Annotated in this window: 22 protein-coding genes; 17 read left to right on the forward strand and 5 right to left on the reverse strand. The window is 67.8% G+C overall.

The annotated features are described in order from the left end of the window. The first annotated feature begins 30 nt into the window (after window positions 1-30). The gene (locus ABQF13_RS08795; protein ID WP_448392339.1) at window positions 31-1,719 is read left to right on the forward strand and encodes a DEAD/DEAH box helicase; all 1,689 of its coding nucleotides are present in this window, start codon (window positions 31-33) and stop codon (window positions 1,717-1,719) included. Between the two features lie 51 nt (window positions 1,720-1,770). Here ABQF13_RS08795 and ABQF13_RS08800 read toward each other — a convergent pair whose 3' ends face one another. Genes ABQF13_RS08800 through ABQF13_RS08815 form a run of 4 tightly spaced genes read right to left on the reverse strand, consistent with a single transcriptional unit; the run spans window position 1,771 to window position 4,841 of the window. Beyond that, on the reverse strand, window positions 1,771-2,046 hold the full coding sequence (locus tag ABQF13_RS08800) for an addiction module protein (protein ID WP_448392340.1): 276 nt from the start codon (window positions 2,044-2,046) through the stop codon (window positions 1,771-1,773). Beyond that, on the reverse strand, window positions 2,043-2,864 hold the full coding sequence (locus ABQF13_RS08805) for an HAD-IIA family hydrolase (protein WP_448392341.1): 822 nt from the start codon (window positions 2,862-2,864) through the stop codon (window positions 2,043-2,045). The genes ABQF13_RS08800 and ABQF13_RS08805 overlap by 4 nt, the downstream gene beginning before the upstream one ends. Window positions 2,865-2,889: 25 nt before the next feature. Further along, entirely contained in the window at window positions 2,890-4,362 is a 1,473-nt protein-coding gene (locus ABQF13_RS08810; RefSeq protein ID WP_448392342.1) for a PH domain-containing protein, read from the reverse strand. Next, the gene (locus ABQF13_RS08815; protein WP_448392343.1) at window positions 4,359-4,841 is read right to left on the reverse strand and encodes a PH domain-containing protein; all 483 of its coding nucleotides are present in this window, start codon (window positions 4,839-4,841) and stop codon (window positions 4,359-4,361) included. The genes ABQF13_RS08810 and ABQF13_RS08815 overlap by 4 nt, the downstream gene beginning before the upstream one ends. Before the next feature lie 41 nt (window positions 4,842-4,882). Between ABQF13_RS08815 and ABQF13_RS08820 the strand changes: the two genes are divergently transcribed. The 16 genes from ABQF13_RS08820 (at window position 4,883) to ABQF13_RS08895 (ending at window position 22,740) form a co-directional block, all read left to right on the forward strand. Further along, window positions 4,883-5,794, forward strand: coding sequence for an SDR family NAD(P)-dependent oxidoreductase (locus ABQF13_RS08820; RefSeq protein ID WP_448392344.1), 912 nt, complete (start codon window positions 4,883-4,885; stop codon window positions 5,792-5,794). Then, window positions 5,794-7,047 (forward strand): molybdopterin molybdotransferase MoeA, encoded by a 1,254-nt coding sequence (moeA, locus tag ABQF13_RS08825; protein WP_448392345.1) that lies wholly within the window; start codon window positions 5,794-5,796, stop codon window positions 7,045-7,047. The genes ABQF13_RS08820 and moeA overlap by 1 nt, the downstream gene beginning before the upstream one ends. Before the next feature lie 40 nt (window positions 7,048-7,087). Then, window positions 7,088-7,816, forward strand: a complete 729-nt coding sequence (locus tag ABQF13_RS08830; protein ID WP_448392346.1) for a phosphatidylserine decarboxylase — start codon at window positions 7,088-7,090, stop codon at window positions 7,814-7,816. Beyond that, window positions 7,813-8,664, forward strand: a complete 852-nt coding sequence (locus ABQF13_RS08835) for a CDP-alcohol phosphatidyltransferase family protein (RefSeq protein WP_448392347.1) — start codon at window positions 7,813-7,815, stop codon at window positions 8,662-8,664. The genes ABQF13_RS08830 and ABQF13_RS08835 overlap by 4 nt, the downstream gene beginning before the upstream one ends. Before the next feature lies 1 nt (window position 8,665). Further along, the gene (locus ABQF13_RS08840) at window positions 8,666-10,813 is read left to right on the forward strand and encodes an AAA family ATPase (protein WP_448392348.1); all 2,148 of its coding nucleotides are present in this window, start codon (window positions 8,666-8,668) and stop codon (window positions 10,811-10,813) included. Window positions 10,814-10,988: 175 nt separating this feature from the next. After that, window positions 10,989-13,064, forward strand: coding sequence for an acyltransferase family protein (locus tag ABQF13_RS08845; protein ID WP_448392349.1), 2,076 nt, complete (start codon window positions 10,989-10,991; stop codon window positions 13,062-13,064). 169 nt (window positions 13,065-13,233) lie between these two features. Further along, entirely contained in the window at window positions 13,234-16,131 is a 2,898-nt protein-coding gene (locus ABQF13_RS08850) for a Na+/H+ antiporter subunit A (protein ID WP_448392677.1), read from the forward strand. Then, window positions 16,128-16,601, forward strand: coding sequence for a Na(+)/H(+) antiporter subunit C (locus ABQF13_RS08855; protein ID WP_448392350.1), 474 nt, complete (start codon window positions 16,128-16,130; stop codon window positions 16,599-16,601). Before ABQF13_RS08850 ends, ABQF13_RS08855 begins: the two co-directional genes overlap by 4 nt. Continuing rightward, window positions 16,598-18,196, forward strand: a complete 1,599-nt coding sequence (locus ABQF13_RS08860; protein WP_448392351.1) for a Na+/H+ antiporter subunit D — start codon at window positions 16,598-16,600, stop codon at window positions 18,194-18,196. The genes ABQF13_RS08855 and ABQF13_RS08860 overlap by 4 nt, the downstream gene beginning before the upstream one ends. After that, window positions 18,193-18,726 carry a Na+/H+ antiporter subunit E gene (locus ABQF13_RS08865; RefSeq protein WP_448392352.1) on the forward strand — a complete coding sequence of 178 codons (534 nt, stop codon included), beginning with the start codon at window positions 18,193-18,195 and terminating at the stop codon, window positions 18,724-18,726. The genes ABQF13_RS08860 and ABQF13_RS08865 overlap by 4 nt, the downstream gene beginning before the upstream one ends. Beyond that, window positions 18,723-19,010 (forward strand): monovalent cation/H+ antiporter complex subunit F, encoded by a 288-nt coding sequence (locus tag ABQF13_RS08870; RefSeq protein ID WP_448392353.1) that lies wholly within the window; start codon window positions 18,723-18,725, stop codon window positions 19,008-19,010. The genes ABQF13_RS08865 and ABQF13_RS08870 overlap by 4 nt, the downstream gene beginning before the upstream one ends. After that, a complete protein-coding gene (mnhG, locus tag ABQF13_RS08875; protein WP_448392354.1) occupies window positions 19,007-19,369 on the forward strand; it encodes a monovalent cation/H(+) antiporter subunit G in 363 nt (120 codons plus the stop codon). The genes ABQF13_RS08870 and mnhG overlap by 4 nt, the downstream gene beginning before the upstream one ends. Continuing rightward, window positions 19,356-20,258, forward strand: a complete 903-nt coding sequence (locus tag ABQF13_RS08880; RefSeq protein WP_448392355.1) for an SAM-dependent methyltransferase — start codon at window positions 19,356-19,358, stop codon at window positions 20,256-20,258. Before mnhG ends, ABQF13_RS08880 begins: the two co-directional genes overlap by 14 nt. A 62-nt stretch (window positions 20,259-20,320) precedes the next feature. Continuing rightward, the gene (locus ABQF13_RS08885; protein WP_448392356.1) at window positions 20,321-20,602 is read left to right on the forward strand and encodes a type VII secretion target; all 282 of its coding nucleotides are present in this window, start codon (window positions 20,321-20,323) and stop codon (window positions 20,600-20,602) included. A gap of 6 nt (window positions 20,603-20,608) precedes the next feature. Beyond that, the gene (locus ABQF13_RS08890; protein ID WP_448392357.1) at window positions 20,609-21,976 is read left to right on the forward strand and encodes a hypothetical protein; all 1,368 of its coding nucleotides are present in this window, start codon (window positions 20,609-20,611) and stop codon (window positions 21,974-21,976) included. Next, window positions 21,967-22,740: a hypothetical protein gene (locus ABQF13_RS08895; protein WP_448392358.1), complete on the forward strand. Its 774-nt coding sequence runs from the start codon at window positions 21,967-21,969 to the stop codon at window positions 22,738-22,740. Before ABQF13_RS08890 ends, ABQF13_RS08895 begins: the two co-directional genes overlap by 10 nt. 30 nt (window positions 22,741-22,770) lie before the next feature. On the opposite strand, the gene ABQF13_RS08900 is transcribed toward ABQF13_RS08895, so the two are convergent. Further along, entirely contained in the window at window positions 22,771-23,409 is a 639-nt protein-coding gene (locus ABQF13_RS08900; RefSeq protein WP_448392359.1) for an LON peptidase substrate-binding domain-containing protein, read from the reverse strand. Window position 23,410 lies beyond the last annotated feature (1 nt).

Genomic DNA, 23,410 nt, shown 5'->3' on the forward strand with positions numbered 1-23,410 from the left:
GGCTGCTTACCGATCAGTGAGGAGTCTTGGGTGCGGGCTAATTCAGCGCCCGACACCCAGGCTTTGCGAGGCTGGCAGCGTCGGGCTTTGGTGCGGTATCTTGGCGCCCGGCCGCGCGATTTCCTGGCGGTCGCGACGCCGGGTTCCGGTAAGACGGCGTTTGCCCTGCGCGTAGCCGGTGAGCTGCTCGGCGACGGCACCGTCGAGCGCATCACCGTTGTCGTGCCGACCGATCACCTCAAGATCCAGTGGGCACTGGCCGCCGCGAGGGTCGGCCTTGCGCTGGACCCGAAGTTCAGCAACTCGTCGGCGCAGACGTCGTCGGAGTACCACGGGGTCGTCGTCACCTACGCGCAGGTGGCCAGCCACCCGACCCGCCACCGGGTGCGCACCGAGAACTATCGCACGCTCGTGGTGTTCGACGAGATCCACCACGGCGGGGACGCCAAGAGTTGGGGCGAGGCCATGCGCGAGGCGTTCAGCGACGCCACCCGCCGGCTGGCGCTGACCGGTACGCCGTTTCGCAGCGACGACAACCCGATCCCGTTCGTCGCCTACCAGCCCGACGGGCATGGCGTACAGCGCTCGGTGGCCGACCACACCTACGGCTACGCCGAGGCGCTGGCCGATGGCGTGGTGCGGCCCGTGGTCTTCCTGGCCTACTCCGGTGAGGCGCGCTGGCGCGACAGCGCGGGCGAAGAACACTCGGCGCGCCTCGGTGAGCCGCTGACCGCCGAACAGACCGCACGCGCCTGGCGCACCGCGCTGAACCCGGCGGGCGAATGGATGCCGGCCGTCATCGCCGCCGCCGACAGACGGCTGCAGCAGAAGCGCCAGCACATGCCCGACGCCGGCGGCATGGTGATCGCCTCCGACCAGACCGCCGCGCGGGCCTACGCCGAACTGCTCACCAAGATCACCGGCGAGGCGCCGACCGTGGTGCTCTCCGACGACCCCGGCTCGTCGGACCGGATCAGCGAGTTCGCCGCGGGCACCAGCCGCTGGCTGGTCGCCGTCCGGATGGTGTCCGAGGGGGTCGACGTGCCGCGGTTGGCCGTCGGCGTGTACGCCACCAGCGCGTCGACGCCGTTGTTCTTCGCCCAGGCCATCGGCCGCTTCGTGCGGTCCCGTAGACCTGGGGAGACCGCTAGCATCTTCTTGCCCTCGGTACCCAACCTGCTGTTGCTGGCCAGTGAGATGGAGGCCGAGCGCAACCACGTACTCGGCAAGCCCCACCGCGAAACCGACGGTGACGACGAGTACGTCGAGCCCCGCAAGTCCGAGCCCAGCGAGCTCGACAACGGCTTCGAATCGCTGGGCGCCGACGCCGAGCTGGATCAGGTGATCTTCGACGGCTCGTCGTTCGGCACCGCGACGCCCGCAGGCAGCGACGAGGAAGCCGACTTCCTGGGTATCCCCGGGCTGCTCGACGCCGAGCAGATGCGAGACCTCCTGCGGCGCAGGCAAGAAGAGCAGTTGACCAAACGCACTGCAAGCGGCGAGGTGCAGCGGGCGGCTCACATCGCGCGCCACGGGCAGCTGCGCGAGCTGCGCCGAGAACTCAACGCGCTGGTGTCGATCGCGCATCACCGCACCGGCAAGCCACACGGCTGGATCCACAACGAGCTGCGCCGGATCTGCGGTGGCCCGCCGGTGGCAGCGGCCACCACCGAGCAGTTGCAGGCGCGTATCGAAGCGGTCCGCACGCTGAATTCGTGATTTCGGCGCGCTTACAACCCGCTGAGGGTGCATAAGCGCGCCGAAATCACACTAGGTGAGCAGCCCGCAGCCGGCCACACCGCAGAGCAGCGAGCTGGCCAGCAGGGCCGGCCAGAACGCCACGGTGACCACCAGCGCCGCGATGTTGGCGAACACGGTGAACTGGGCGCTGAGCGCATGTTTGAGTTGGCCGATCAGCTCGATGTGCAACATCGCATACGCGACACCAATCACGGTGTACAACAACGCAATCCACAACATGAGTTCGAACACAGTGTTGATGCCGCGCCGCAGCAACGCCTGCTGCATCCGCTCCCACACGGTCATCGCTCCAGCCCGAGAAGCTCCGGCAGATCGGCAACCGAGTCGATCACGTGGTTGGGCTGCATCGCGAACTCGTCTGCGGCCCAACGGTCCAGCGTGTCCTGCCGAAACTTGCCCGTGCGCACCAACACCCCTGTCATCCCGACCACCTGCGCTGCCAGCACGTCGTTGTTGAGATCGTCACCGACCATATACATCTCGTCGGGTTCGACACCCAGACGGCCAGCGGCAGCGAGGAACCCCTCAGGCGCGGGCTTACCGACAGCCGTCGCCTGGCGGCCGGAGGTCTGCTCCATCCCGATCAGGTACATCCCGGTGTCGATCCGCAACCCGTCGGTGGTGGTCCATGCGGTGCTGCGGTGCATGGCGACCACCGGCACCCCCTGAGCCATCCAGTCATAGACCCACGACAGCGTCAGATGGCCGAACTCCGGTCCCGCGCCGCCGAGCAGCACGACGTCGGGTCTGTCGGGCGTCTCGGGTCCGCTGAACTGGCTCGAGGACACGATGTCGATGCCGGGCATATCCTCGGCGATCTGGCCACTGTTGACCAGAAAGCACCGAGCGTCCGGAAAACGGTCGCGGACGTATTCGGCCGTCAACACCGCCGCGGTGATCACCTCGTCGGGACGCACCACCATGCCCGCCTCGGTGAGCAATTCAGCGATCTGCACCCGGGTGCGCGTCGTGGTGTTGGTCAGATACGAGCACGCGACCTGGTGATCGTTGAGCGTGCGCAGCGTCGCCGCCGCCCCTTCGATAGGTTTCCACGAAGTCACCAGGACACCATCGATGTCGAAGAGCACTCCACCGATTGCCATTGCCCGACATTAAACGGCAATCGTTTCAGCGCAACTCGGACCCCGCCCGAGCCCACTCGGTGTCGTCGAGCCACGGCGACGCCTGGGCGGCGATCGACCACGCCAACTCCGCGGGTACGTCGATCACCTGATAGTGCTTGACGCCCGCCGCCGTCGCCGCGATCAGCGTGGCCACCCCCGCGCGGCGTTGCATCAGCGTCTGGCGCACGGTCCAGCCGATGATGCCCGACGCCTCGATGCAGTCGCGGCGCCGCTGCAGGCTGCCGGTGCGCGCGACCAACCAGCCGTCCCCGACCCGGTGCCCCAGCGACCGGGACCGGTCGTGGGCCAGCAGCGCGCAGCACACCGCGAACATCGCCCACAACACCCAGGCCCATATCGGCGCCGCGGCGACGGCCAGCACGACCGCGAGCACCACCGGGGCCACCATCGCCCGCGTCCACCGCCGCCGCGTGGCCGCCGGGCCGTGCGCGCGCAGCGGACCGCTCACCACCTCGGGGCGCTCGATCAAATCCGACAGCACCGTTTCGGCCGTCGGCCTGGGACACGGCGGCAGCAGCAACGACGCCTCCCCCTCACCGCCGACACCGGTCATCACCGCATCCAGCCGCGCACCACCGAACAACCGCACCAACAACGGCTCCCGCAGCGTGCCTCCGCGCAGCCGCCGCATGTCGAAGGTGTGCTCGCGCACCCGCACCAGGCCCAGCCGCAAGTGCAGCACTTCGGCGTCGCGCCGCAGAACCAGGTTCGCGTAGCTCAGCAGCGACTGCAGCACCGACAGCACAACCGACGCGATCAGCACGACGACGACCGTCACCGCGACCGTGGCCACCACACCCCACTGCGCGACAGTGTCCAGGCCGGAGCGGGCGGCCTCCGAATCCTGCAGCGCCGCACCGGCTCCCATCTGATAGATCAGGCCGGCGGCCGCGGCGATCATCGCCAGGCCGGTGAAACTCAGCGGGCTGTAGCGCAACCAGGACGGGTCCCACCGCGCCAGCACCCGGCCCGCGGGCCCCTGTTCCTCGTCGGCGACAGCCAACGACTCGGCCAGCAGGACAGCGCGTAGCCGCGGCACCTCCTCGGCTTCGACGGCGTCGAGCGCGAACACCGTGTCACCCCTGGCCTCCTGTCCGGTGCTCACCCGCAGCACCGTCAACCCCAGCAGCCGGTGCAGCAGCCGGGCCTCAGTGGACACCGACCGAATTCGGTTGCGCGGCACCGCCAGGACCTTGCGTTGCAGTACGCCGGTGCGCAGTTGTACATCGCTGGGCCCGATCCGGTAGGTCGTGGTGAACCACCGCGCCACGCCGAACGCGACCGTCGCCGCGACGACCATCACCACCACGGTCGGGTTACCGGTCGCCGAGCCGAGCACCAGCGACCCGACGATCACCGGGATCTGGCGCATCACCTCGTGCACCGGATGCACCAGCAGCATGCGCGGGCTGAGCCGGTGCCACACCTCGTTGCGGGCGGCGGGCGGCGCGCTCATGTAGCGTCCTCCGCGCCGAGCGCCGCGACGTCGGTGAGTTGGGCGACGATCAGGTCGGCCACCTCGGCGTCCAGCGCCACGATGCGCACCGCACCCGCCGACGACGCCGTCGTCACCGTGACAGTGGACAGGCCGAACAGCCGGTCCAGTGGCCCGCGTTCGGTGTCGACGGTCTGCACCCGCGATATCGGCGCGATCCGGCGCTCCTGCACCAGCCAACCCGACCGGGTGTACACCGCTCGGCTATCGATGTCCCAGCGGTGCACCCGATACCGCCACAGCGGCACCACGATGACGAACACCACGATGCCCACCGCCGTGAGCACGGCCGCCAACGCGTGCAGCCACCACACCCGGAAATCGACGATCAGCCACACCAGCTGGGCGAACGCCAGGCCCAGCCACGGAATCGCCGCGCCGATCGCCCAGACCAGAGGGGCTTTGCGGCTCGGCGGATGGGCGGGTTCAAGCAGATCCATGATTCGAGCATGACGCACGACGGGCGCAGTATGTTGATGCCATGACCGCCAAATGGACCGCAGCCGATGTGCCGGATCAGTCAGGGCGGGTGGCAATCGTCACCGGCGCCAACTCCGGATTGGGCTATGACACCGCGGCGGTGCTGGCCGACAAGGGTGCACATGTCGTGCTCGCCGTGCGCGATCTGGACAAGGGCCGGCAAGCCGTCGAGAGGATCAAGTCGGCCAGCCCCAACGCCGACGTCACGGTGCAAGAGCTCGATCTGTCGTCGCTGCGTAGCGTCCGCAAGGCCGCGGACGCACTTCGCGCGGCCCATCCCCGCATCGATCTGCTGATCAACAACGCCGGTGTGATGTACGTGCCGAGGCGCGAGACCACCGAAGACGGCTTCGAGATGCAGTTCGGCACCAACCACCTCGGCCACTTCGCGCTGACCGGGCTGCTGTTGGAGAACCTGCTGCCGGTCGGCGGGTCGCGGGTCGTGACGGTCAGCAGCGTGGGGCACCGCGCCTTGGCGCGCATCCATTTCGAGGATCCGCATCTGCAGCGCAAGTACAACCGGGTGGCGGCCTACGGCCAGTCCAAGCTGGCCAACCTGCTGTTCACCTACGAGTTGGCGCGCCGGCTGAAGGCCAAGGCGGCCCCCACCATCGCGGCGGCCGCCCATCCCGGGTTCTCGGACACTGAACTCATGCGGCACCTGCCCGACTTCATCCCCGGCTTCATCTGGAAGTTCGTCACCCAGCCCGCCGACATGGGCGCGTTGCCGACGCTGCGCGCGGCCACCGACCCTGCCGTGCACAGCGGTCAGTACTACGGACCCGACGGTATCGGAGAATTACGCGGACATCCGAAAGTCGTTGCGTCCAGCGCACAGTCGCACAACCAGGACATCCAACGTCGGCTGTGGACCATGTCCGAAGAGCTGACCGGCGTCACCTTCCCCGTCTGATGCGTTCAGTCGAGGAGCATCAGCGCGCCGTCGCGGACCTCATCGTGCCCCGCTCGCCGGTCGCAGTGCCACTGGCCGGCGCGTTGGGACTGGTGCTGGCCGACGACGTCATCGCGCCACTGGCGTTACCGGGGTTCGACAACTCCGCCATGGACGGATACGCCGTCGTCGCCGACGACGTGGCCGCCGCGACACCCGAGCAACCCGTCGTGCTGCCCGTCGCCGAGGACATCCCGGCGGGCCGCACCGACGTGCTGACGCTCAAACCCGGTACCGCACACCGGATCATGACCGGGGCACCGGTGCCCTCCGGCGCGACGGCCGTCGTACCGGTGGAGGCGACCGACGGCGGCGTCGACACCGTCACCGTGCGCGCCACCGCGACGCCCGGCAAGCACATCCGCCGCGCGGGCGAGGACGTCACGGCGGGCACCACGGTGCTGCGCCGTGGACATCTGGTCACCCCGGCGGCGCTGGGTCTGGCGGCGGCGCTCGGACTCGGTGAGCTGACCGTGATTCCGCGACAACGGGTGCTGGTGATGTCGACGGGCACCGAACTGGTCGCACCGGGCACACCGCTGCAGCCCGGCCAGATCTATGAGTCCAACGCGGTGATGCTGGCGGCCGCCCTGCGCGACGCCGGCGCCGAGGTGGTGGCCTCGGCGATGTCCGGCGACGACGTCGACTCGTTCCGCGACACGTTGGCCCGCCACGTCGGGGACGCCGATCTGATCGTCACCACCGGCGGGGTCAGTGCGGGCGCCTACGAGGTCGTCAAGGAGGCGTTCGGAGTCGGGCCGCCGACGACATCCGGCCGGGGCGGCTCCGTCGACTTCGTCAAGGTGGCCATGCAGCCGGGGATGCCGCAGGGCTGCGGGCGGATCACCGGAGCAGGCTTGCCTGCGACATCAGACACCGGCACGCCGATCGTCACGCTGCCGGGCAACCCGGTCAGCGCGCTGGTGTCGTTCGAGGTGTTCCTGCGTGCGCCGCTGCGCGCTGCGATGGGCCTGCCGCACCCGGAGCGTCCGCGCCGCACCGCGGTGTTGACCGAGGATCTGACCTCGCCGCGCGGTAAGCGGCAGTTTCGCCGCGGCGTGTTCGACGCCGACGCGGGCACGGTCACCAGCTACGGCCCGCCCGCCTCGCACCATCTGCGCTGGCTGGCGTCGGCGAACTGTCTGCTCGAGATCGACGAGGACGTCACGGAGGTAGCTGAGGGCACGCAGGTGCGGGTGTGGGACCTGGCATAGCCGTCTAGGCCGCACCGCCCGCCCGTAGAATCGCGGGACAATGGCCAGACGCCCCGACCTCACATCAGGCCCCGAGCGGCTCGCGGCGCTGGTGCGCACCACGATTCCGCCGATGCACCGCGCCGGGCTGCCCTTCGTGGGCGCCAGCCTCGCTGTCGCCGCGCTCGGCTGGAAAAACCCGTGGTTGCGCCGGGCTGGGCTGTCGTCGGCAGCCGCCAACGCAGCGTTCTTCCGGCATCCGCCCCGGGTGGCGCCGACCCGTCCTGGTCTTGTCGTGGCACCGGCCGACGGGCTGATCTGCCTCATCGAGGAGAAACCGCCGCCGGCCGAACTCGGTTTGCCGCCAACACCTTTGCCGCGCATCAGTATCTTCCTTTCGGTGTTCGACGCGCACGTGCAGCGCGCACCGATCGGGGGCCAGGTGACCGCCGTCGTTCACCGGCCCGGGTTGTTCGGTTCGGCCGAACTCGAGGCCGCCAGCGAGGACAACGAACGCAACAGCATGGTGATCCGCGACCCCGCGGGGGTGGAGGTGATCGCCGTACAGATCGCCGGGCTGATCGCACGCCGCATCATCTGCGACGCCAAGGTCGGCGACACGCTGGCCATGGGCCAGACCTACGGGCTGATCCGCTACGGCTCGCGGCTGGACACCTACCTGCCCGCCGATGCGAACGTCCTGGTGACCACCGGGCAACGCGCGCTGGCCGGTGAAACGGTATTGGCCGAGCTGCCGCGATCCGATGTCGCCGCCGGAGCGGCTCCGTGATCAAACCTCGGGTCAAGCCCGGCGTGGTCAGCCTGCGCATCCTGCCCAGCGGTATGACCGTGGCCGCGATCTGCCTGGGCCTGTCCGCGGTCAAAATGGCGCTGGACGACCGGCCCACCGAGGCGATGGCGTTTCTCGCGGTCGCGGCCATCCTCGACGCGCTCGACGGGCGCATGGCCCGCGCGCTCAAGGCGACCTCGCGGATGGGCGAGGAGATCGACTCGCTTGCCGACGCGGTCAACTTCGGGGTGGCACCGGCGTTCATCGTGTACGCCACGCTGCTGTCACAGTCGCGGGTCGGCTGGATGGTGGTGCTGCTGTACGCGGTGTGCATCGTGTTGCGGTTGGCGCGCTACAACGCGATGCTCGAGATCGACCAGCCCGCCTACGAAAAGAAGTACTTCGTCGGGATGCCCGCCCCGGCCGGCGCGATCGGATCGATCGGGCCGCTTGCCGCCAAGATGCAGTTCGGGGAGGGCTGGTGGACGTCGGAGTGGGCGGTGGTCATCTGGATGATCGGCGTGTCACTTTTGGTGGTCAGCACCATCCCGATGCGCAAGATCCACACCTTCTCGGTCTCGCCCAACATGGTCGCGCCGCTGCTTGCGCTGCTGGCGATGGGTGTGGCGGCCGCGATCTTTTTCGGCTACCTGGTGATCCTGTTGATCATCGCCGCCTACGTCATCCACATCCCGTTCGCCGTGCGAACCAAACGGTTCCTGGCGCAGCACCCCGAGGTGTGGGACGAGCGGCCACGTCAACAGCGCGCGGCGCGCCGGGCCATCCGCCGCGCACAGCCGCACCGGCGCTCGATGCTGCGGCTCGGACTACGCAGGCCCGGCTCCTGACGTGGCGGACCAGCAACTCAGCCTGACCGCCCGGCTGAACACGTCCGCGCTGGACTCCCGGCGCGGCGTGGTCCGGCTGCATCCCGAAGCGATTGCGGCGCTGGGCCTCCGGGAATGGGATGCGGTGTCGTTGACCGGCTCTCGGACCACTGCAGCGGTCGTGGGTGCGGCGCCGTCGGGCACCCCGGCGGGCACGGCGCTGCTCGACGACGTCACGTTGTCCAACGCCGGGTTACGCGAAGACACCACGGTGCTGGTCGCTCCGGTGACCGTTTACGGCGCACGGTCGGTGACGGTGACGGGCTCCAAGCTCACGTCGCAGTCGATTTCACCGCAGACGCTACGACAAGCGTTGCTGGGCAAGGTGATGACGGTCGGCGATACGGTGTCGCTGCTGCCCCGCGAACTCGGGCCCGACATCCCCACCTCGCGGGCCACCGCGGCGCTGGCGTCGTCGGTCGGCATCACCTGGACCTCAGAGCTGCTGACGGTGACCGGCACCGATCCCAGCGGACCGGTCAGCGTCCAACCGAATACGGCGGTGGCATGGGCGGTGTCGACGTCGGCGTCGGCGTCACCGCCGGCCCCACCGGATACGACGCCGGTGCGCAGCATCGACGACCTCAAGGGCGCCCAACCCCAGGCCGAACGCCTCACCGAATGGCTCAAGCTCGCACTCGATCAGCCGGAGCTGTTGGAAACACTCGGCGCCGCAGCCCATCTCGGCGTGCTGGTGTCAGGTCCCGCCGGGGTCGGTAAGGCCACCATGGTGCGCGCCGTGTGCGCCGAGCGGCGACTCATCGAACTCGATGGACCCGACGTCGGGGCGCTGGCCGCCGAAGACCGGCTCAACCGGGTGGCATCGGCGGTCAAGACCGTGCGCGACGACGGCGGCGTGCTGCTGATCACCGATATCGACGCGCTGCTGCCGTCAGCGGCGGACTCGGTGGCGTCGCTGATCCTGGCCGAACTGCGCAACGCCGTGGCGACCCGCGGGGTCGCGTTCATCGCCACCTCGGCGGTGCCTGAGAACGTCGACGCCCGGCTGCGCGCCCCCGATCTGTGCGACCGCGAGCTCGGGCTCACCCTGCCCGACGGCGCGATCCGCAAACAGCTGCTGGAAGTGCTGCTGCGCGACGTCCCCGCCGACGACCTGGAGCTCGACGAAGTCGCCGGTCGCACGCCGGGTTTCGTGGTCGCCGACCTGGCCGCCCTGGTGCGCGAGGCGGCGCTGCGGGCGGCGGCACGGGCCAGCGCCGAGGACGCACCGCCGCGTTTGACCCAAGAAGACCTGATCGGCGCGACGTCGGTCATCCGCCCGCTGTCGCGGTCAGCCACCGAAGAGGTCTCGGTCGGTTCGGTGACGCTCGACGACGTCGGCGACATGGCAGCCACCAAGCAGGCGCTAACCGAGGCGGTGCTGTGGCCGCTGCAGCATCCCGACACGTTCGCCCGACTCGGGGTCGCACCGCCGCGCGGCGTGCTGCTCTACGGCCCACCCGGGTGCGGTAAGACGTTCGTGGTGCGCGCCCTGGCCAGTACGGGACGGCTGTCGGTGCATGCGGTCAAAGGCGCCGAGCTGATGGACAAATGGGTGGGCTCATCGGAAAAGGCCGTGCGCGAACTATTTCAACGCGCCCGCGACTCCGCGCCGTCGCTGGTGTTCCTCGACGAGATCGACGCGCTGGCCCCTCGGCGCGGGCAGAGCTTCGACTCCGGTGTCACCGACCGGGTGGTGGCCACGCTGCTCACCGAACTCGACGGCATCGAACCGCTGCGCGAGGTGGTGGTGCTCGGCGCGACGAACCGGCCCGACCTGATCGACCCGGCCCTGTTGCGGCCCGGGCGGCTCGAGAAGCTGGTGTTCGTCGAACCGCCGGACGCCGAGGCCCGCCGCGAGATCCTGCGCACCGCAGGCAAATCGGTGCCGCTGGCTGACGATGTGGATCTCGATGCGGTGGCCCAGGAACTCGACGGCTACAGCGCCGCGGACTGTGTCGCGTTGCTGCGCGAGTCGGCGCTCACGGCGATGCGGCGCTCCATCGACGCCGCCGACGTGACGGCCGCCGATGTCGCCAAGGCCAGCGAGGCCGTGCGTCCGTCGCTGGACGCCGCCCAGGTGCAGTCGCTGCGGGCGTTCGGCACGTGATTTCGGCGCGCTAACGCCCCGTGCGGGTCCGAAAGCGCGCCGAAATCGCAGGAAGGCGTGCTCGGCCACCCGCTGATGCCCAGCCCAGCTGGCCTGGGGGTACGCGGCTTCGATAGTTTTAAGCCACCTCCGCCCTAGCGACCGGGCGTGATGCTCGACCGCCCCTAGGATCCGCGTGCCCGCCGTTCAGTTCTATCCCGCTGCCCCGACGGTGCGCCGTGGGGTCCGCGACGATCTCAACGGGTTGCGCGGCATCGCGATCGTGCTCGTCGTCATCTATCACATCTGGTTCGGCCGGGTCTCCGGCGGCGTCGACGTCTTCCTGGTGCTCTCCGGCTTTTTCCTCGGCGGCCGACTGTTGCGGCAGGCCTCCGAACCCGGCGCCGACGAGCCGTTACCCCGCGCGCTGATTCGGCTGGTCCGCCGGCTGGGCCCGGCGCTGGTGGTGGTGCTGGCCGCCGCGGCCGCGCTGACGGTGCTGATCCAACCGCAGACGCGCTGGGAGGCGTTCGCCGATCAGAGCCTGGCCAGCCTCGGCTATTTCCAGAACTGGTATCTGGCCGTCACGGAGGGCGACTATCTGCGGGCCGGCCAGAGCGTCAGCCCGCTGCAACATATCTGGTCCATGTCGGTGCAGGGCCAGTTCCTGGTCGCGATGCTGCTTCTCGCCTGGTTGGTGATGATCGCCGCCGACAAGCGCGGCTGGGGCGCGCGGCGACGTCAGGTGTTGGTCACGGTCACGGCCGCCGCCACCGTCGCCTCGTTCGCCTACGCAGTGCTGGCCCACCATCTCGACCCGGCCACTGCCTACTACGACAGCTTCGCCCGGGCATGGCAGATGCTGGCCGGCGTGTTGGCGGCCGCGGCGATCTCCGCCGTGCGCCTGCCCGGCTGGTTGCGCGTCGCCGCTGCGTTGGCCGGGCTGGCCATGCTCTTCAGCTGCGGCGTCCTGCTCGACGGCGCGGCACAGTTCCCGGGACCGTGGGCCCTGGTCCCCGTCGGCGCCGCGCTGCTGCTGATCTTCAGCGGCGCCGGCGCCGAGGCCGGCTTGCCGTGGCCGAACCGGCTGATGGCCGCGGCACCGCTGGTCACGTTGGGCGCCATGGCCTATGCGCTGTACCTGTGGCACTGGCCGCTGCTGATCTTCGCGATGACGTTTCTGGACCGCGACACCGTCGGGTTGCGCGGCGGCATCCTGCTGTTCGCCGCTTCGCTGCTGCTGGCCTACCTGACGTTGCGGCTCGTCGAGGATCCGCTGCGCCAGGTGAGCGGTGCCCAAGACCGTAAGGCCCACCCGTGGCTGGGCGGCGCCGTCGTGCTGCTGGTCGTGGCGCTGTGCGTAGCGTCGTTCGGGTGGCGCAACCACATCGCGGACATCCGGGCCAACGGCAATGAGCTTGCGTCCCTGTCGCCGCGCGACTATCCCGGTGCCCGCGCGCTGCTCGACCCCGTGCGCGTGCCCGACCTGCCCATGCGGCCCACCATCCTGGAGGCCGCCGAGGATCTTCCTCCGACCACGACCGACGGCTGCATCACCGAGTTCGACAGCACCGAGGTGATCCGGTGCGTGTACGGCGACGCCGGCGCGGCGCGCACGATCGCGTTGGCAGGCGGTTCGCACTCAGAACATTGGATCGCCGCGCTCGACTTACTCGGCGTGCGCCACGGCTTCCGCGTCGTGACCTACCTCAAGATGGGCTGCCCGCTCACGAGCGACGACGATCCACGCAACGCCGTCACGCATGAGCCCTATCCCGAGTGCCGGTCGTGGGTGCACAAAGCCATGGCCGCCCTGGCCACCGACCGGCCTGACTTCGTGTTCACGACCACGACGCGGCCCCATCCCGACGGGCCCGGCGACATGGTGCCCGACGGCTATCTCGGCATTTGGGATGCCCTCGACGCCAACGGCATCGCGATCCTTGGCCTACGCGACACCCCGTGGATGTTCCGCGACGGCACGCTCTTTGCGCCGGTGGACTGTCTGGCAGAGGGCGGCGACGCGGAGTCCTGCGGGCTGCCGCGCCACGAAGCGCTGACCGAGCGCAACCCCACCCTCGACTACGCCGACCGCTACCGGTCGATGGCGCTACTGGACCTCACCGACGCGGTGTGCCGACTCGACATCTGCCGTGCCGTCGAGGGCAACGTACTCGTCTACCACGACGCCCACCACCTCTCGTCGACCTATGTGCGGACGCTGACCGACGAACTGGCACGCCAACTTTCCGACGCGACCGGATGGTGGTGACGCGGCTTCAATATCACACTGCCCACTGCACATACGGTGCGAAGGTGCGCCATCGGCCCACGTAGAATGGCCCCGACCTTAGCCAGACAAGCCCTTGACACCGGCTGACACCCCGCGTCTGCACATCGCCTGACGGCCGATGACGACCAGACGACCCGATCGGAGTGCCGTGCTCGCCATCTTGCTCGCCCATGCGGCGGCAACCGCGTTGGCGCCGCTTTTGGTGTACCGGTGGGGCAGGCGCGCGTTCTATCCGCTGGCGATGGTGCCAGCGGTTTCGCTGATCTGGGTGGTACAGAATTGGCCTGGGGCCGGCCAGTCCAAGACGGTCGACGTGGCCTGGGTGCCCGAGCTGTCGATGAACGTGGCGCTGCGCTTCGATTCGTTGTCGGCAATCCTGGCCGTGCTGGTGCTCGGCATCGGTTCGCTGATCCTGTTCTACTGCGGTCCCTACTTTCACCGCCGTGACGGCCGCATGGAGAACCGGTTACCCAGCTTCGCCGCCGAGATGGTGGCGTTCTCGGGCACCATGTTCGGCCTGGTTGTCAGCGACAACATGCTGATGCTCTACGTGTTCTGGGAGCTCACCACCGTGCTGTCGTTCCTGCTGGTCGGCCACTACGCCGAACGTGCCACCAGCAGACGCGCGGCCACCCAGGCGCTGCTGGTCACAACCTTCGGCGGGCTGGCGATGCTGGTGGGCATCGTCGTGCTCGGCAACCTCGCGGGCACCTACCTGCTTTCGGAGCTGATCGCGTCGCCGCCGACCGGGATGGCCGCCTCGGTGGGCCTGGTGCTGATCCTCGTCGGCGCGTTGTCGAAGTCGGCCATCGTGCCGCTGCACTTCTGGCTGCCGGGCGCGATGGCCGCCCCCACCCCGGTGAGCGCCTATCTACACGCCGCCGCGATGGTCAAGGCCGGCGTCTATCTCATTGCGCGGATGGCGCCGGGGTTCGCGGACTTCCCGATCTGGCGTCCGGTCGTGCTCACGCTCGGCCTGCTCACCATGCTGTTGGCCGGCTGGCGCGCGGTACGCGAGTACGACCTGAAGCTGATCCTGGCGTTCGGCACGGTCAGCCAACTCGGGTTCATCACCGTGATGGTCGGCGGCGGCGGCAGCGACATGATGCTGGGCGGGCTGGCGATGCTCGTCGCGCACGCGATGTTCAAGGCGTGCCTGTTCATGGTCGTCGGAGTCATCGACCACGCCACCGGCACCCGTGACATCCGGCGGCTGGCGTGGCTGGGCGATCGTGCGAAACCGTTGCTGGCCATCGCTGTCCTCGCGACGGCGAGTATGGCGGGTCTGCCTCCGTTCTTCGGCTTCGTGGCCAAGGAAGCGGATTTCGAAACCGTGCTGCACAGCCCGTCGCTGGGCGCCGCGTCGCCGTTCGTGCTGGCGGGCATCGTGCTCGGGTCGGTGTTCACCGTCATCTACAGCCTGCGGTTCCTGTTCGGCGCGTTCGGCCGCAAGGGGCAATCGAAACCCAGCAAGCTGGTCGCCGAGATGCACCGTCCGGCGGTCAGCTTCCAGCTCCCACCGGCCATCCTCGCGGTTGCGGGGCTGACCTTGGGGCTGTGGCCGTCGCGCATCGACGACGTCCTCGACGACTACGCCGACACGGTTCCCGGCGGGGTGGACGATTACGAGCTCGCGCTGTGGCATGGCTTCGGTCTGCCGCTGTACCTGTCGATCTTGGTGCTCGCCGCCGGCACTGCCGCCTACGTCGGGCGGGAGCAGCTGCGGCGCATGCGCACCGCCCCGACACCGCTGGGCAACGCCGACCACATGTACGACGCGGTGATCCGCGCACTCGACGTGTGGTCGGTGCGCGTGACGGCCCTGACCCAGCGTGGATCGATTCCGGCGACCCAGTCGGCGATCTTGGCCACGCTCGTCGTGGTGCCGACGGTGGGGCTGACCCTGGGGGCGCGCGACCGCCCGACCTTCGCGATGTGGGACCTCCCGCTGAACACCGTGATCGGGTTCGTCATGCTGGCAGCCGCAATCGGTCTGACCGTGACGCGCAACCGGCTGGCTTCCGCCCTGCTGGTCGGCGTGACCGGCTACGGATGCGGCGCGATCTTCGCGGTGTACGGCGCCCCGGATCTGGCGCTGACGCAGTTCCTGGTCGAGACGCTCACGTTGGTCGTCTTCGTCCTCGTGTTGCGGACCCTGCCCGCGGAGGCCGACCGGGCCCACGTCAACGCGCGCCGGTTGCCACGCGCCGTGCTCGCGCTGGCGGTGGGCGCCACCGTCGTCACGCTGGCGAGTTTCGCAGCCGCCGCGCGCACCGGGGTTTCGGTTTCCGAACTGCTGCCCGACGCCGCCTACTTCCGCGGCCACGGCTCCAACACCGTCAACGTACTTCTGGTCGACATCCGCGCCTGGGACACCATGGGCGAGATCATGGTGCTCTTGGTGGCGGCCACCGGGGTGACGTCGATGGTGTTCCGGCACCGGCGTTTTGGCACACCACCGCGCGTCGCCGACGCAGGCCAGCCCGACATCGGCCGGATCGCGTCGTTCATCAACATCAGCCCGGCCGTCGGCGACATCACCTGGCTGCGCGGCAGCGACCTGCGCGACCCGCAACACCGGTCCCTGGTGCTGGAAGTGGCGACCCGCATCATCTTCCCGCTGATCATGGTGTTGTCGGTGTACTTCTTCTTCGCGGGCCACAACACTCCCGGCGGCGGCTTCGCGGGCGGTCTGACCGCGGGGCTCGCCGTGGTGTTGCGCTATATCGCCGGTGGCCGTTACGAACTCGGCGAAACGCTGCCATTCGACGCCGGTAAGGTGCTCGGTGCGGGCCTCACCCTGGCGGCGGGCACCGCGGTCGGCTCGCTGCTACTCGGCGCGCCCGCATTGTCCTCGGCGGTGCTCGAATTCGACGTGCCGGTGTTGGGCACCGTCAAGCTCGTCACATCACTGTTCTTCGATGCGGGGGTCTACCTGATCGTGCTCGGCCTGGTTCTCGACGTGTTACGCAGCCTGGGCGCGCGCCTTGACGTCGAGTTGGCCGAGTCGAGTTCGGCTCGAAGCACACAGGCGCGGGTCGGATGACCTCTTACATCGTTCAGCTCCTGGTGATCGGCGGGGTCACCAGCGCCGGGGTGTACCTGCTGCTGGAACGCAGTCTGGTCCGGATGCTGATGGGGCTGTTGCTGATCAGCAACGCCGTCAACCTGCTCCTTCTGACCGCGGGCGGCAAGGCGGGCAGCCCGCCGATCCGCGGCGCCACCAGCAACGCCTCCGAGAACATGGCCGACCCGCTGCGCCACGCGATGATCCTGACGGCAATCGTCATCACCATGGGCATCGCGTCGTTCGTCCTGGCGCTGGCCTACCGCTCCTATCGGTTGACCACGGTCGATGAAGTCAGCGACGACCCCGAGGACACCAGGGTTTCGCAGCTGTCCGACGAGGAAGCCACCACCATCGACGCCGACCGCCCGTCCACAGCCGGGATATACAAGGACACCGACGCGCCCGACGAGATCGACGCGTTGCCCGGACACGAGGGGTCGCGATGACCCTCGCGGGCGTACTGACGCCGCTGCCGGTGCTGATTCCCACGCTCGGCGCTGCCGCAACCCTGCTGGCCGGACGGCGGGTCCGGCTGCAGCGCCTGATCACCACCGTCGCGTTGTCGGCGGTGGTGGTGGTGTGTTCGGTCTTGCTCGGGTTGTCCGACGGCGGCGGCACCATGGCGCTACACGTCGGCGGTTGGGGCCCCACGGTCGCCGGTATCGGTCCGCTGGGCATCACGCTGGTGGTCGACCGGCTGTCGGCGCTGATGCTCGTCGTGTCCTCGATCGTGCTGCTCGCCGTCATGCTCTACGCGATCGGGCAGGGTATCCGCGACGGCGACGAACGCCAACCGGTGTCGATCTTCCTGCCCACCTATCTGGTGCTGTCGGCGGGCGTGTGCATGGCGTTCCTCGCCGGTGACCTGTTCAACCTGTATGTCGGCTTCGAGGTGCTGCTCGCGGCCAGCTTCGTGCTGTTGACCATCGGCGGCAGCGAAGACCGGGTACGGGCCGGCGCCTCCTACGTCATGGTGTCGATGGTCTCGTCGATGATCTTTTTGTTCGGCATCGCGTTCGTCTACGCGGCCACCGGAACGCTGAACCTGGCCGAACTGGCTGTGCGCCTCGACCATGTCAGCGGTGGCACCCGCACCGCGATGTTCGCCGTGCTGCTCGTGGCGTTCGGCATCAAAGCCGCGGTGTTCCCCCTTTCGGCGTGGCTACCGGACTCCTACCCCACCGCGCCCGCACCGGTCACCGCGGTGTTCGCCGGCCTGCTGACCAAAGTCGGTGTCTACGCGATCATCCGGGCCCACACGTTGCTGTTCCCCAACGGCGGCCTCGACCCGGTGCTGCTGGTAGCCGCGCTGGTGACCATGCTGGTCGGAATTCTGGGCGCGATCGCCCAAAGCGACATCAAACGACTGCTGTCGTTCACGCTCGTCAGCCACATCGGGTACATGGTGTTCGGCATCGCGCTGTCCAGTGATCTGGGCACCGCGGGTGCGATCTACTACGTCGCCCACCACATCGTCGTGCAGACGACGCTGTTTTTGGTCGTCGGCCTGATCGAGCGGCAAGGGGGCGCGTCGACACTTCAGCGGCTGGGCGGGTTGGCCGCGGCCAGCCCGTTGCTCGCGTTCGTCTTTGTGGTGCCCGCACTCAATCTCGGTGGTATTCCACCGTTTTCCGGCTTCATCGGCAAGGTCGCCCTGATGCAGGCCGGTGCTGACAACGGATCGGTACTGGCCTGGATGCTGGTAGGTGGCAGCGTGGTCACCAGCCTGCTCACCCTGTACGTGGTGACGCGGGTGTGGACGAAGGCGTTCTGGCGGACCCGGTCCGACGCTCCCGAGGGGCACCTCGCGGCCGCGACGCCTGCGGTGCTGCTCGACGACTCCGAGGACGTCGAGTTCGCCGACCGGCTCCACGTCGGCCGTATGCCGGTCGGCATGCTGGTGCCCACCGCCGGCCTCATCCTGGTCGGGTTGGCCCTGACCATCTTCGCCGGCCCGATCATCGCCTACAGCGACCGCGCCGCCGATCAGGTGCTGAACCGTGACCAGTACATCTCCGCCGTGTTGGTGGTGGACCGATGAGGGCCACGCTGCTGCGGCTGAGCGTGCTGGCCGGACTGACCCTGGTGTGGATGCTGTTGTGGGGCAGCGTTTCTGTGGCGAACTTCCTCGGTGGTCTCGGGGTCGCGCTGGTGATCACGCTGCTGCTACCGCTGCCGGTGGTGCCTGTCGAAGGCAAACTGCACCCGTTGTCGTTGCTTCGGCTGGTGATCCAGATGTTCTATTGGTTGGTGAAGTCCTCGATCGAGGTGGCCTGGCTATCCGTCAAGCCGGGCCCGCCGCCGGTCAGCTCGGTGCTGCGTGCGCAGTTCGCACTGAAATCCGACCTGGTGCTGGCGATGGCGGTGAACCTGATCAACCTCACCCCGGGGACCATCGCACTCGAGGTGGACCAGGCGCGCCGGGTCGTCTACGTCCATGTGCTCAACGCACACACTGAGCGACGCGTCCAAGACTTCCACGACCAGATGGCAACGCTGGAGCGAATGCTGAAGGCGGCGCTGGAACGCGACGAGGACTGGCGTCCGGCGGCCGACAAGGAGTCCGCGTGAGCTACGTGTGGATGATCGCCGGCGTGCTGCTCAGCGCTGCCGCCGGCGTCACGATGTATCGGATGCTGGCAGGTCCGAGCACGCTGGACCGGTTGGTGTCACTGGACACCCTGACGGCGGTGACGATGTGCGGCATCGGTACGTGGGCTGCGTACAGCCAAGACTCCACCGTCACCTACTCCCTTGCCGCCATGGCGTTGGTCTCGTTCGTCGGCACGATCAGCGTCGCGCGTTTCCGTGTTCCAGATGTCGAGAAACCACGCGGTGGACGGGGGGCGCGATGAACGTCGCGGACATCATCACCGCGGTGCTGATCCTCAGCGGCTCGACGCTGGCGCTGACGGCGGCTATCGGGATCGTCCGATTCCCAGACACCTTGACGCGCATGCATTCTGCGACCAAACCGCAGACCCTTGGGTTGCTGCTGGTGCTCACCGGGGCGGTGATTCGGCTACGGGGTAACGCCGATGTCGGGATGCTGATCCTGACAGGTTTGTTCGCCGTGATCACTGCGCCGGTGATCGCGAACCGGGTGGGACAGCTGGCCTACCGCGAACACAGCTTCCGTGACGATCTGCTCTCCCGAGACGAAATGCGTGAAGCTGTCGCGGAAAGGGAACTCGACCAGAATGGCGAGAACTGACGACGACCATTGGGATGTCACCGAGGGCGTAGGCGCGACGGCGCTGGGGGTGGCGTGGTCGCGCGCCCAGGAGAACGCCTCGGAGTGCCCGCTGTTCACCGATCCGTACGCGCAGATGTTCATCGACGCCGCCATGGCGCGCGGCTGGCAGTTGCCGCCCGCGTACGTGGTGGAGCGGATCCGCTCCATCGCGGACTATGCGGCGTCGCGCACGAAGTGGTTCGACGAGTTCTTCATCGCCGCGGGCGCCAACGGTATCGAGCAGGTGGTGATCCTGGCCGCCGGGCTGGACTCGCGGGCGTGGCGGCTACCGTGGGTAGACGAGACCGTCGTCTACGAGATCGATCAGCCGAAAGTCTTGGCGTTCAAGGCCGAGACGCTGCGGACCAACGATGTCCGGCCGGCAGCCCGGTATGTGCAGGTGGCCATCGATCTGCGGCAGGACTGGCCGAAGGCGTTGCTGGACGCCGGATTCGACGACGCTGAACCGGCCGCCTGGGCGGCAGAAGGGCTATTGCCCTACCTACCGGCCGACGGCCAGGATCTGCTGTTCGACCGCATCCATGAACTCAGCGCGAGCGGCAGCCGCATCGCCGTGGAAGCGTTCGGGACCGGCTTCTTCGATGCGGATTACCTGGCCGGCCGGCGTGAACAGATGCGCAAGCTACGGGAAGAATCCGGTACCGACGACGAGAACGTCTTCGATGTCGAGGACCTTTGGTACGTCGAGGAGCGCACCGACGTGGTTAAGTGGCTGACGGAACAGGGGTGGGAGGTCGCAACAACCTCCGCGGCCGAACTCATGGATCGCTACGGCCGCTGCGGTTCCGACGAATCAGCGGAGAACACGCCGCGCACCGAGTTCATTGACGCCCGACTGGTCTGCTGAGGCGAGGTTCGACCGAAAATTAGCGCGCGGGACGAGCGCTGACGTCGGGTAGCTTCAACTCCATGGAGGTCGATCCCGAAATCTTGCGAGCCTTCGCCGGTCAAGTCGACGTGGCGGGTGCAGCGCTCCGAGAGGCAGATGCTGGGAACAAGGTCCGCACTGCTGCTGATGGACTCAACGGATCAAGCACGCAGTGGGCCGCGCGACTGGTCGGCGCGCACGTGGCCGAGCAGGTCGACGCCATCGCCGCGAATGTCGCCACGATGGGCGAGGCAGTCCGCGGTGCGGGCAACACGTACGAGGCGACCGACTCGGCCCTCGCAGAACGCTTCGGCAGGATCTGATCCCGCATGCTGCCGTCACGCACCCGGCTGGAAGGCTGGAAACCAGACTCGTTGTCGTTCACCGGTCCCGCGGTCGAATCCGCCGGAGCAAACGTGGCGCAGGCCGTCACCAGAATCCACAACAGTCTCGATGTCATGCCGGAAACCAAGGTGTGGTCCGGGCAGGCGCATGACGCGGCGGCGGAGATGCTCGAGCGCGCGCGCCATCATGCAGATCGCTTTTCCGAATACACCACCGCAATCGGCTACGCCCTCAAGGAGGGCGCGAGTTGGATCGCCGACACACGGTCGGCGCTCCTCAACAAGGCGGACGAGATAGATCAGGGTCGGCTGCATGTCTCGGACAACTGGGTTGTACTGATCAAGCCCGCGCCGATGTCTGCCGACGATGTCGCAGAATTGATGGAACAGGCGGCTGTCCAGCAAGGGGTCATCAACGGTCTGCTGCAAGCGGTGGGCGAGGCCGACGACGGCACCGCCGCCAAAGTCAGCGCGGCGGCTCAACCGTTCGGGTTCACCGCGCCGACTTCGGACGGGTTGGGCGGCATGATGATTCCCGGTGTCAAAAAGCCTGATGACGACGTACCCGATCCTGGTGACCACATCGGTTTGTTCCAACAGGCCACCATCCGCGGCGAAGACATGGCGACCTCCGTGCGAGAGACAAAGGAGGAGATCGTCAACGACGACGAGTACCGAAAGACCTTGACGATGCAAGACGGCACCAAGCACGTGCTCTGGGAATTCGGCGGTCCGTTGGTCCCCAAAGTGACCGACAGCCATTACGACGCCAGCGGCAACATCATCTCGAGCATGACGTCGTGGACCAATCCACTCGATGACATCAAGCACACCGACATCGAATGGGCCGACGGCACCGTCTTCAACGCGACCGAAACACCAGATGGCCACCGCACCGCGGCATTCACACTGCCTGACGGCCGCCACGGTGTCCTGCCTCCCGATAATCCGTTCTTCACGGGCGCAGGTCCAAAAGCCGTCGGACACTCCTTGACAGGTTTGGAGGCGCATATCGGTCGTGGAGGCAAGCTGCCGATGTTGTCCATGGACGCGGTAGACAAGGTCGGAGCCGGCGCGAAGTTTGGTGGACCCGCGCTAGGCATCTTATCTACGGTGTACGAGATGGGCTCGGCGCAAACACCGTACGACCGCTGTGTTGCGGGATTCGCCGGCGGGTTCGAGGTCGTGGGAGACGTGGCAGGCGGCGCATTTGGCGCGGGTCTCGGCACTATCGTTGCGCCGCCAGGGGCACAACTTGCGACGGTTCCCTTGGGTGCTATCACTTTCTCCTATACGGGTGGGGAATGGATGAAGGATGTCGGCGCGAAGGTCGGTGCGGCGATTTGCCAGTAAACGAGCTTCCGCAGCCCGAGAATTGGCGCGACCGCAACGTCCTAATTACGCTCGGGATACTCCTCGGCGCCGCGTCAGCGGTGGCGGCCGTCGTGTTGACTTTTGACAAATTGCAACACGCCGAGTACCTAACGGCGGCAATCACGCTCGGCGCCGCGGTCTTATGCTCTTGCTTCACCGTCTTGGGTTTGCGTGCTCAGTTCATGACGCTGCCACTGCGGGCAAAGTTCGATCCGTCGGGGACCGTTCTGCTGTCCGACTTAGTCGGAGTTTGGCTGGTCACCATCGCATTCGTCGCGGCCGTTGTGAGCGGTACGCTTTTCGTGATCTTCGTTCCCCAAGGCGCAGTGGACCTTCCATTGACCAGCGCGGATCGAATATTCGACCCGGTACTTATCGGCACCATGGTTATCATCGCGGCGGCCGGATTGATCGGCATTGCTCACCGGCGTGGAGCCGGCCACCTGCGGCTAGGGCCCAAGGGAGTGGAAAACGTCGACATTGTGTTCATCCGGCAGAGTTCTTGGGACGACATCATCGACATCACGGACGAATCAGCGAACAAGCAGGACCGACACCCGATTGTCTTCGTCATCAAGAACGACAAGCCTATCGTCGTCAAGAACGCCAGTGGATACGCACCCAGCGGCGCCGCGCTGTATTGGATGGTCCGGCACTACTGGAAGCATCCAGAGAGGCGCGACGAACTCACCGACGGACGAGCACTCGAGCGTCTTCGCAACGAGCAATTCGACGTCTCCTGATCCGCCGAGCGTGCGCTTGGGGATTAGGCGCTACTCCTCGGACGACAGTTGAAACTCCACCATCGCCGTCAATGTCTCGACCGCGTCGCCGAGCGCCGCCAACCGTGCCGACGCACTCGGTGCCGCCAGCACCGCATACCGGTCGGCCGGCCCGATCGGAAGCCGAGACGTCAACGCGTACAACCACATCCCCGCGTCCCCTGAGGAGTCGGCGCCGACCACGATGTCACGGCCGTTGACCTCGGCACCGCGGGCAGCGGCGATCCTCTCGAACAACGCCACCATGCGATCCTCGACGTCACGGATCGCGTCTACACCGACCGGCTCACCAGGCTCATCAGGCCACGGCTCGACGGCCGCCCGCGGGTAGGGGTCGTCAAGCTGCCATTCGAGTACCCTGATCCGCTCACCCATCACGCAGCGCAACCGGTAGCGCCCGTCGCCGTGGTCGGCGTACTCCACGATGCGGGCCAACGCCCCGACGTCGGTGCGGACGTCGCCCCCGCCGACCTCACGACCCGCCTCGATCAGCACCACGCCGAACGACGGGTCATCGGTAGCCAAGCAGTCCGAAACCAGTGCGGTATAGCGCGGTTCGAAGATCCGCAGCGGCAACTCCTCGCCGGGTAGCATCGCCACCTGAAGCGGAAACATCGGCATCGCGGGCATG

The organism is Mycolicibacterium sp. XJ879 (assembly GCF_053483935.1).

Excerpts from the sequence above, each read along its gene's own strand:
- ABQF13_RS08800 (WP_448392340.1), bottom strand. The coding sequence starts at position 2,046 with ATGACCGTGTGGGAGCGGATGCAGCAGGCGTTGCTGCGGCGCGGCATC.
- ABQF13_RS08805 (WP_448392341.1), bottom strand. The coding sequence starts at position 2,864 with ATGGCAATCGGTGGAGTGCTCTTCGACATCGATGGTGTCCTGGTGACT.
- ABQF13_RS08810 (WP_448392342.1), bottom strand. The coding sequence starts at position 4,362 with ATGAGCGCGCCGCCCGCCGCCCGCAACGAGGTGTGGCACCGGCTCAGC.
- ABQF13_RS08815 (WP_448392343.1), bottom strand. The coding sequence starts at position 4,841 with ATGGATCTGCTTGAACCCGCCCATCCGCCGAGCCGCAAAGCCCCTCTG.
- ABQF13_RS08820 (WP_448392344.1), top strand. The coding sequence starts at position 4,883 with ATGACCGCCAAATGGACCGCAGCCGATGTGCCGGATCAGTCAGGGCGG.
- moeA (WP_448392345.1), top strand. The coding sequence starts at position 5,794 with ATGCGTTCAGTCGAGGAGCATCAGCGCGCCGTCGCGGACCTCATCGTG.
- ABQF13_RS08830 (WP_448392346.1), top strand. The coding sequence starts at position 7,088 with ATGGCCAGACGCCCCGACCTCACATCAGGCCCCGAGCGGCTCGCGGCG.
- ABQF13_RS08855 (WP_448392350.1), top strand. The coding sequence starts at position 16,128 with ATGACCTCTTACATCGTTCAGCTCCTGGTGATCGGCGGGGTCACCAGC.
- ABQF13_RS08860 (WP_448392351.1), top strand. The coding sequence starts at position 16,598 with ATGACCCTCGCGGGCGTACTGACGCCGCTGCCGGTGCTGATTCCCACG.
- ABQF13_RS08865 (WP_448392352.1), top strand. The coding sequence starts at position 18,193 with ATGAGGGCCACGCTGCTGCGGCTGAGCGTGCTGGCCGGACTGACCCTG.
- mnhG (WP_448392354.1), top strand. The coding sequence starts at position 19,007 with ATGAACGTCGCGGACATCATCACCGCGGTGCTGATCCTCAGCGGCTCG.
- ABQF13_RS08880 (WP_448392355.1), top strand. The coding sequence starts at position 19,356 with ATGGCGAGAACTGACGACGACCATTGGGATGTCACCGAGGGCGTAGGC.
- ABQF13_RS08885 (WP_448392356.1), top strand. The coding sequence starts at position 20,321 with ATGGAGGTCGATCCCGAAATCTTGCGAGCCTTCGCCGGTCAAGTCGAC.
- ABQF13_RS08890 (WP_448392357.1), top strand. The coding sequence starts at position 20,609 with ATGCTGCCGTCACGCACCCGGCTGGAAGGCTGGAAACCAGACTCGTTG.
- ABQF13_RS08900 (WP_448392359.1), bottom strand. The coding sequence starts at position 23,409 with ATGCCCGCGATGCCGATGTTTCCGCTTCAGGTGGCGATGCTACCCGGC.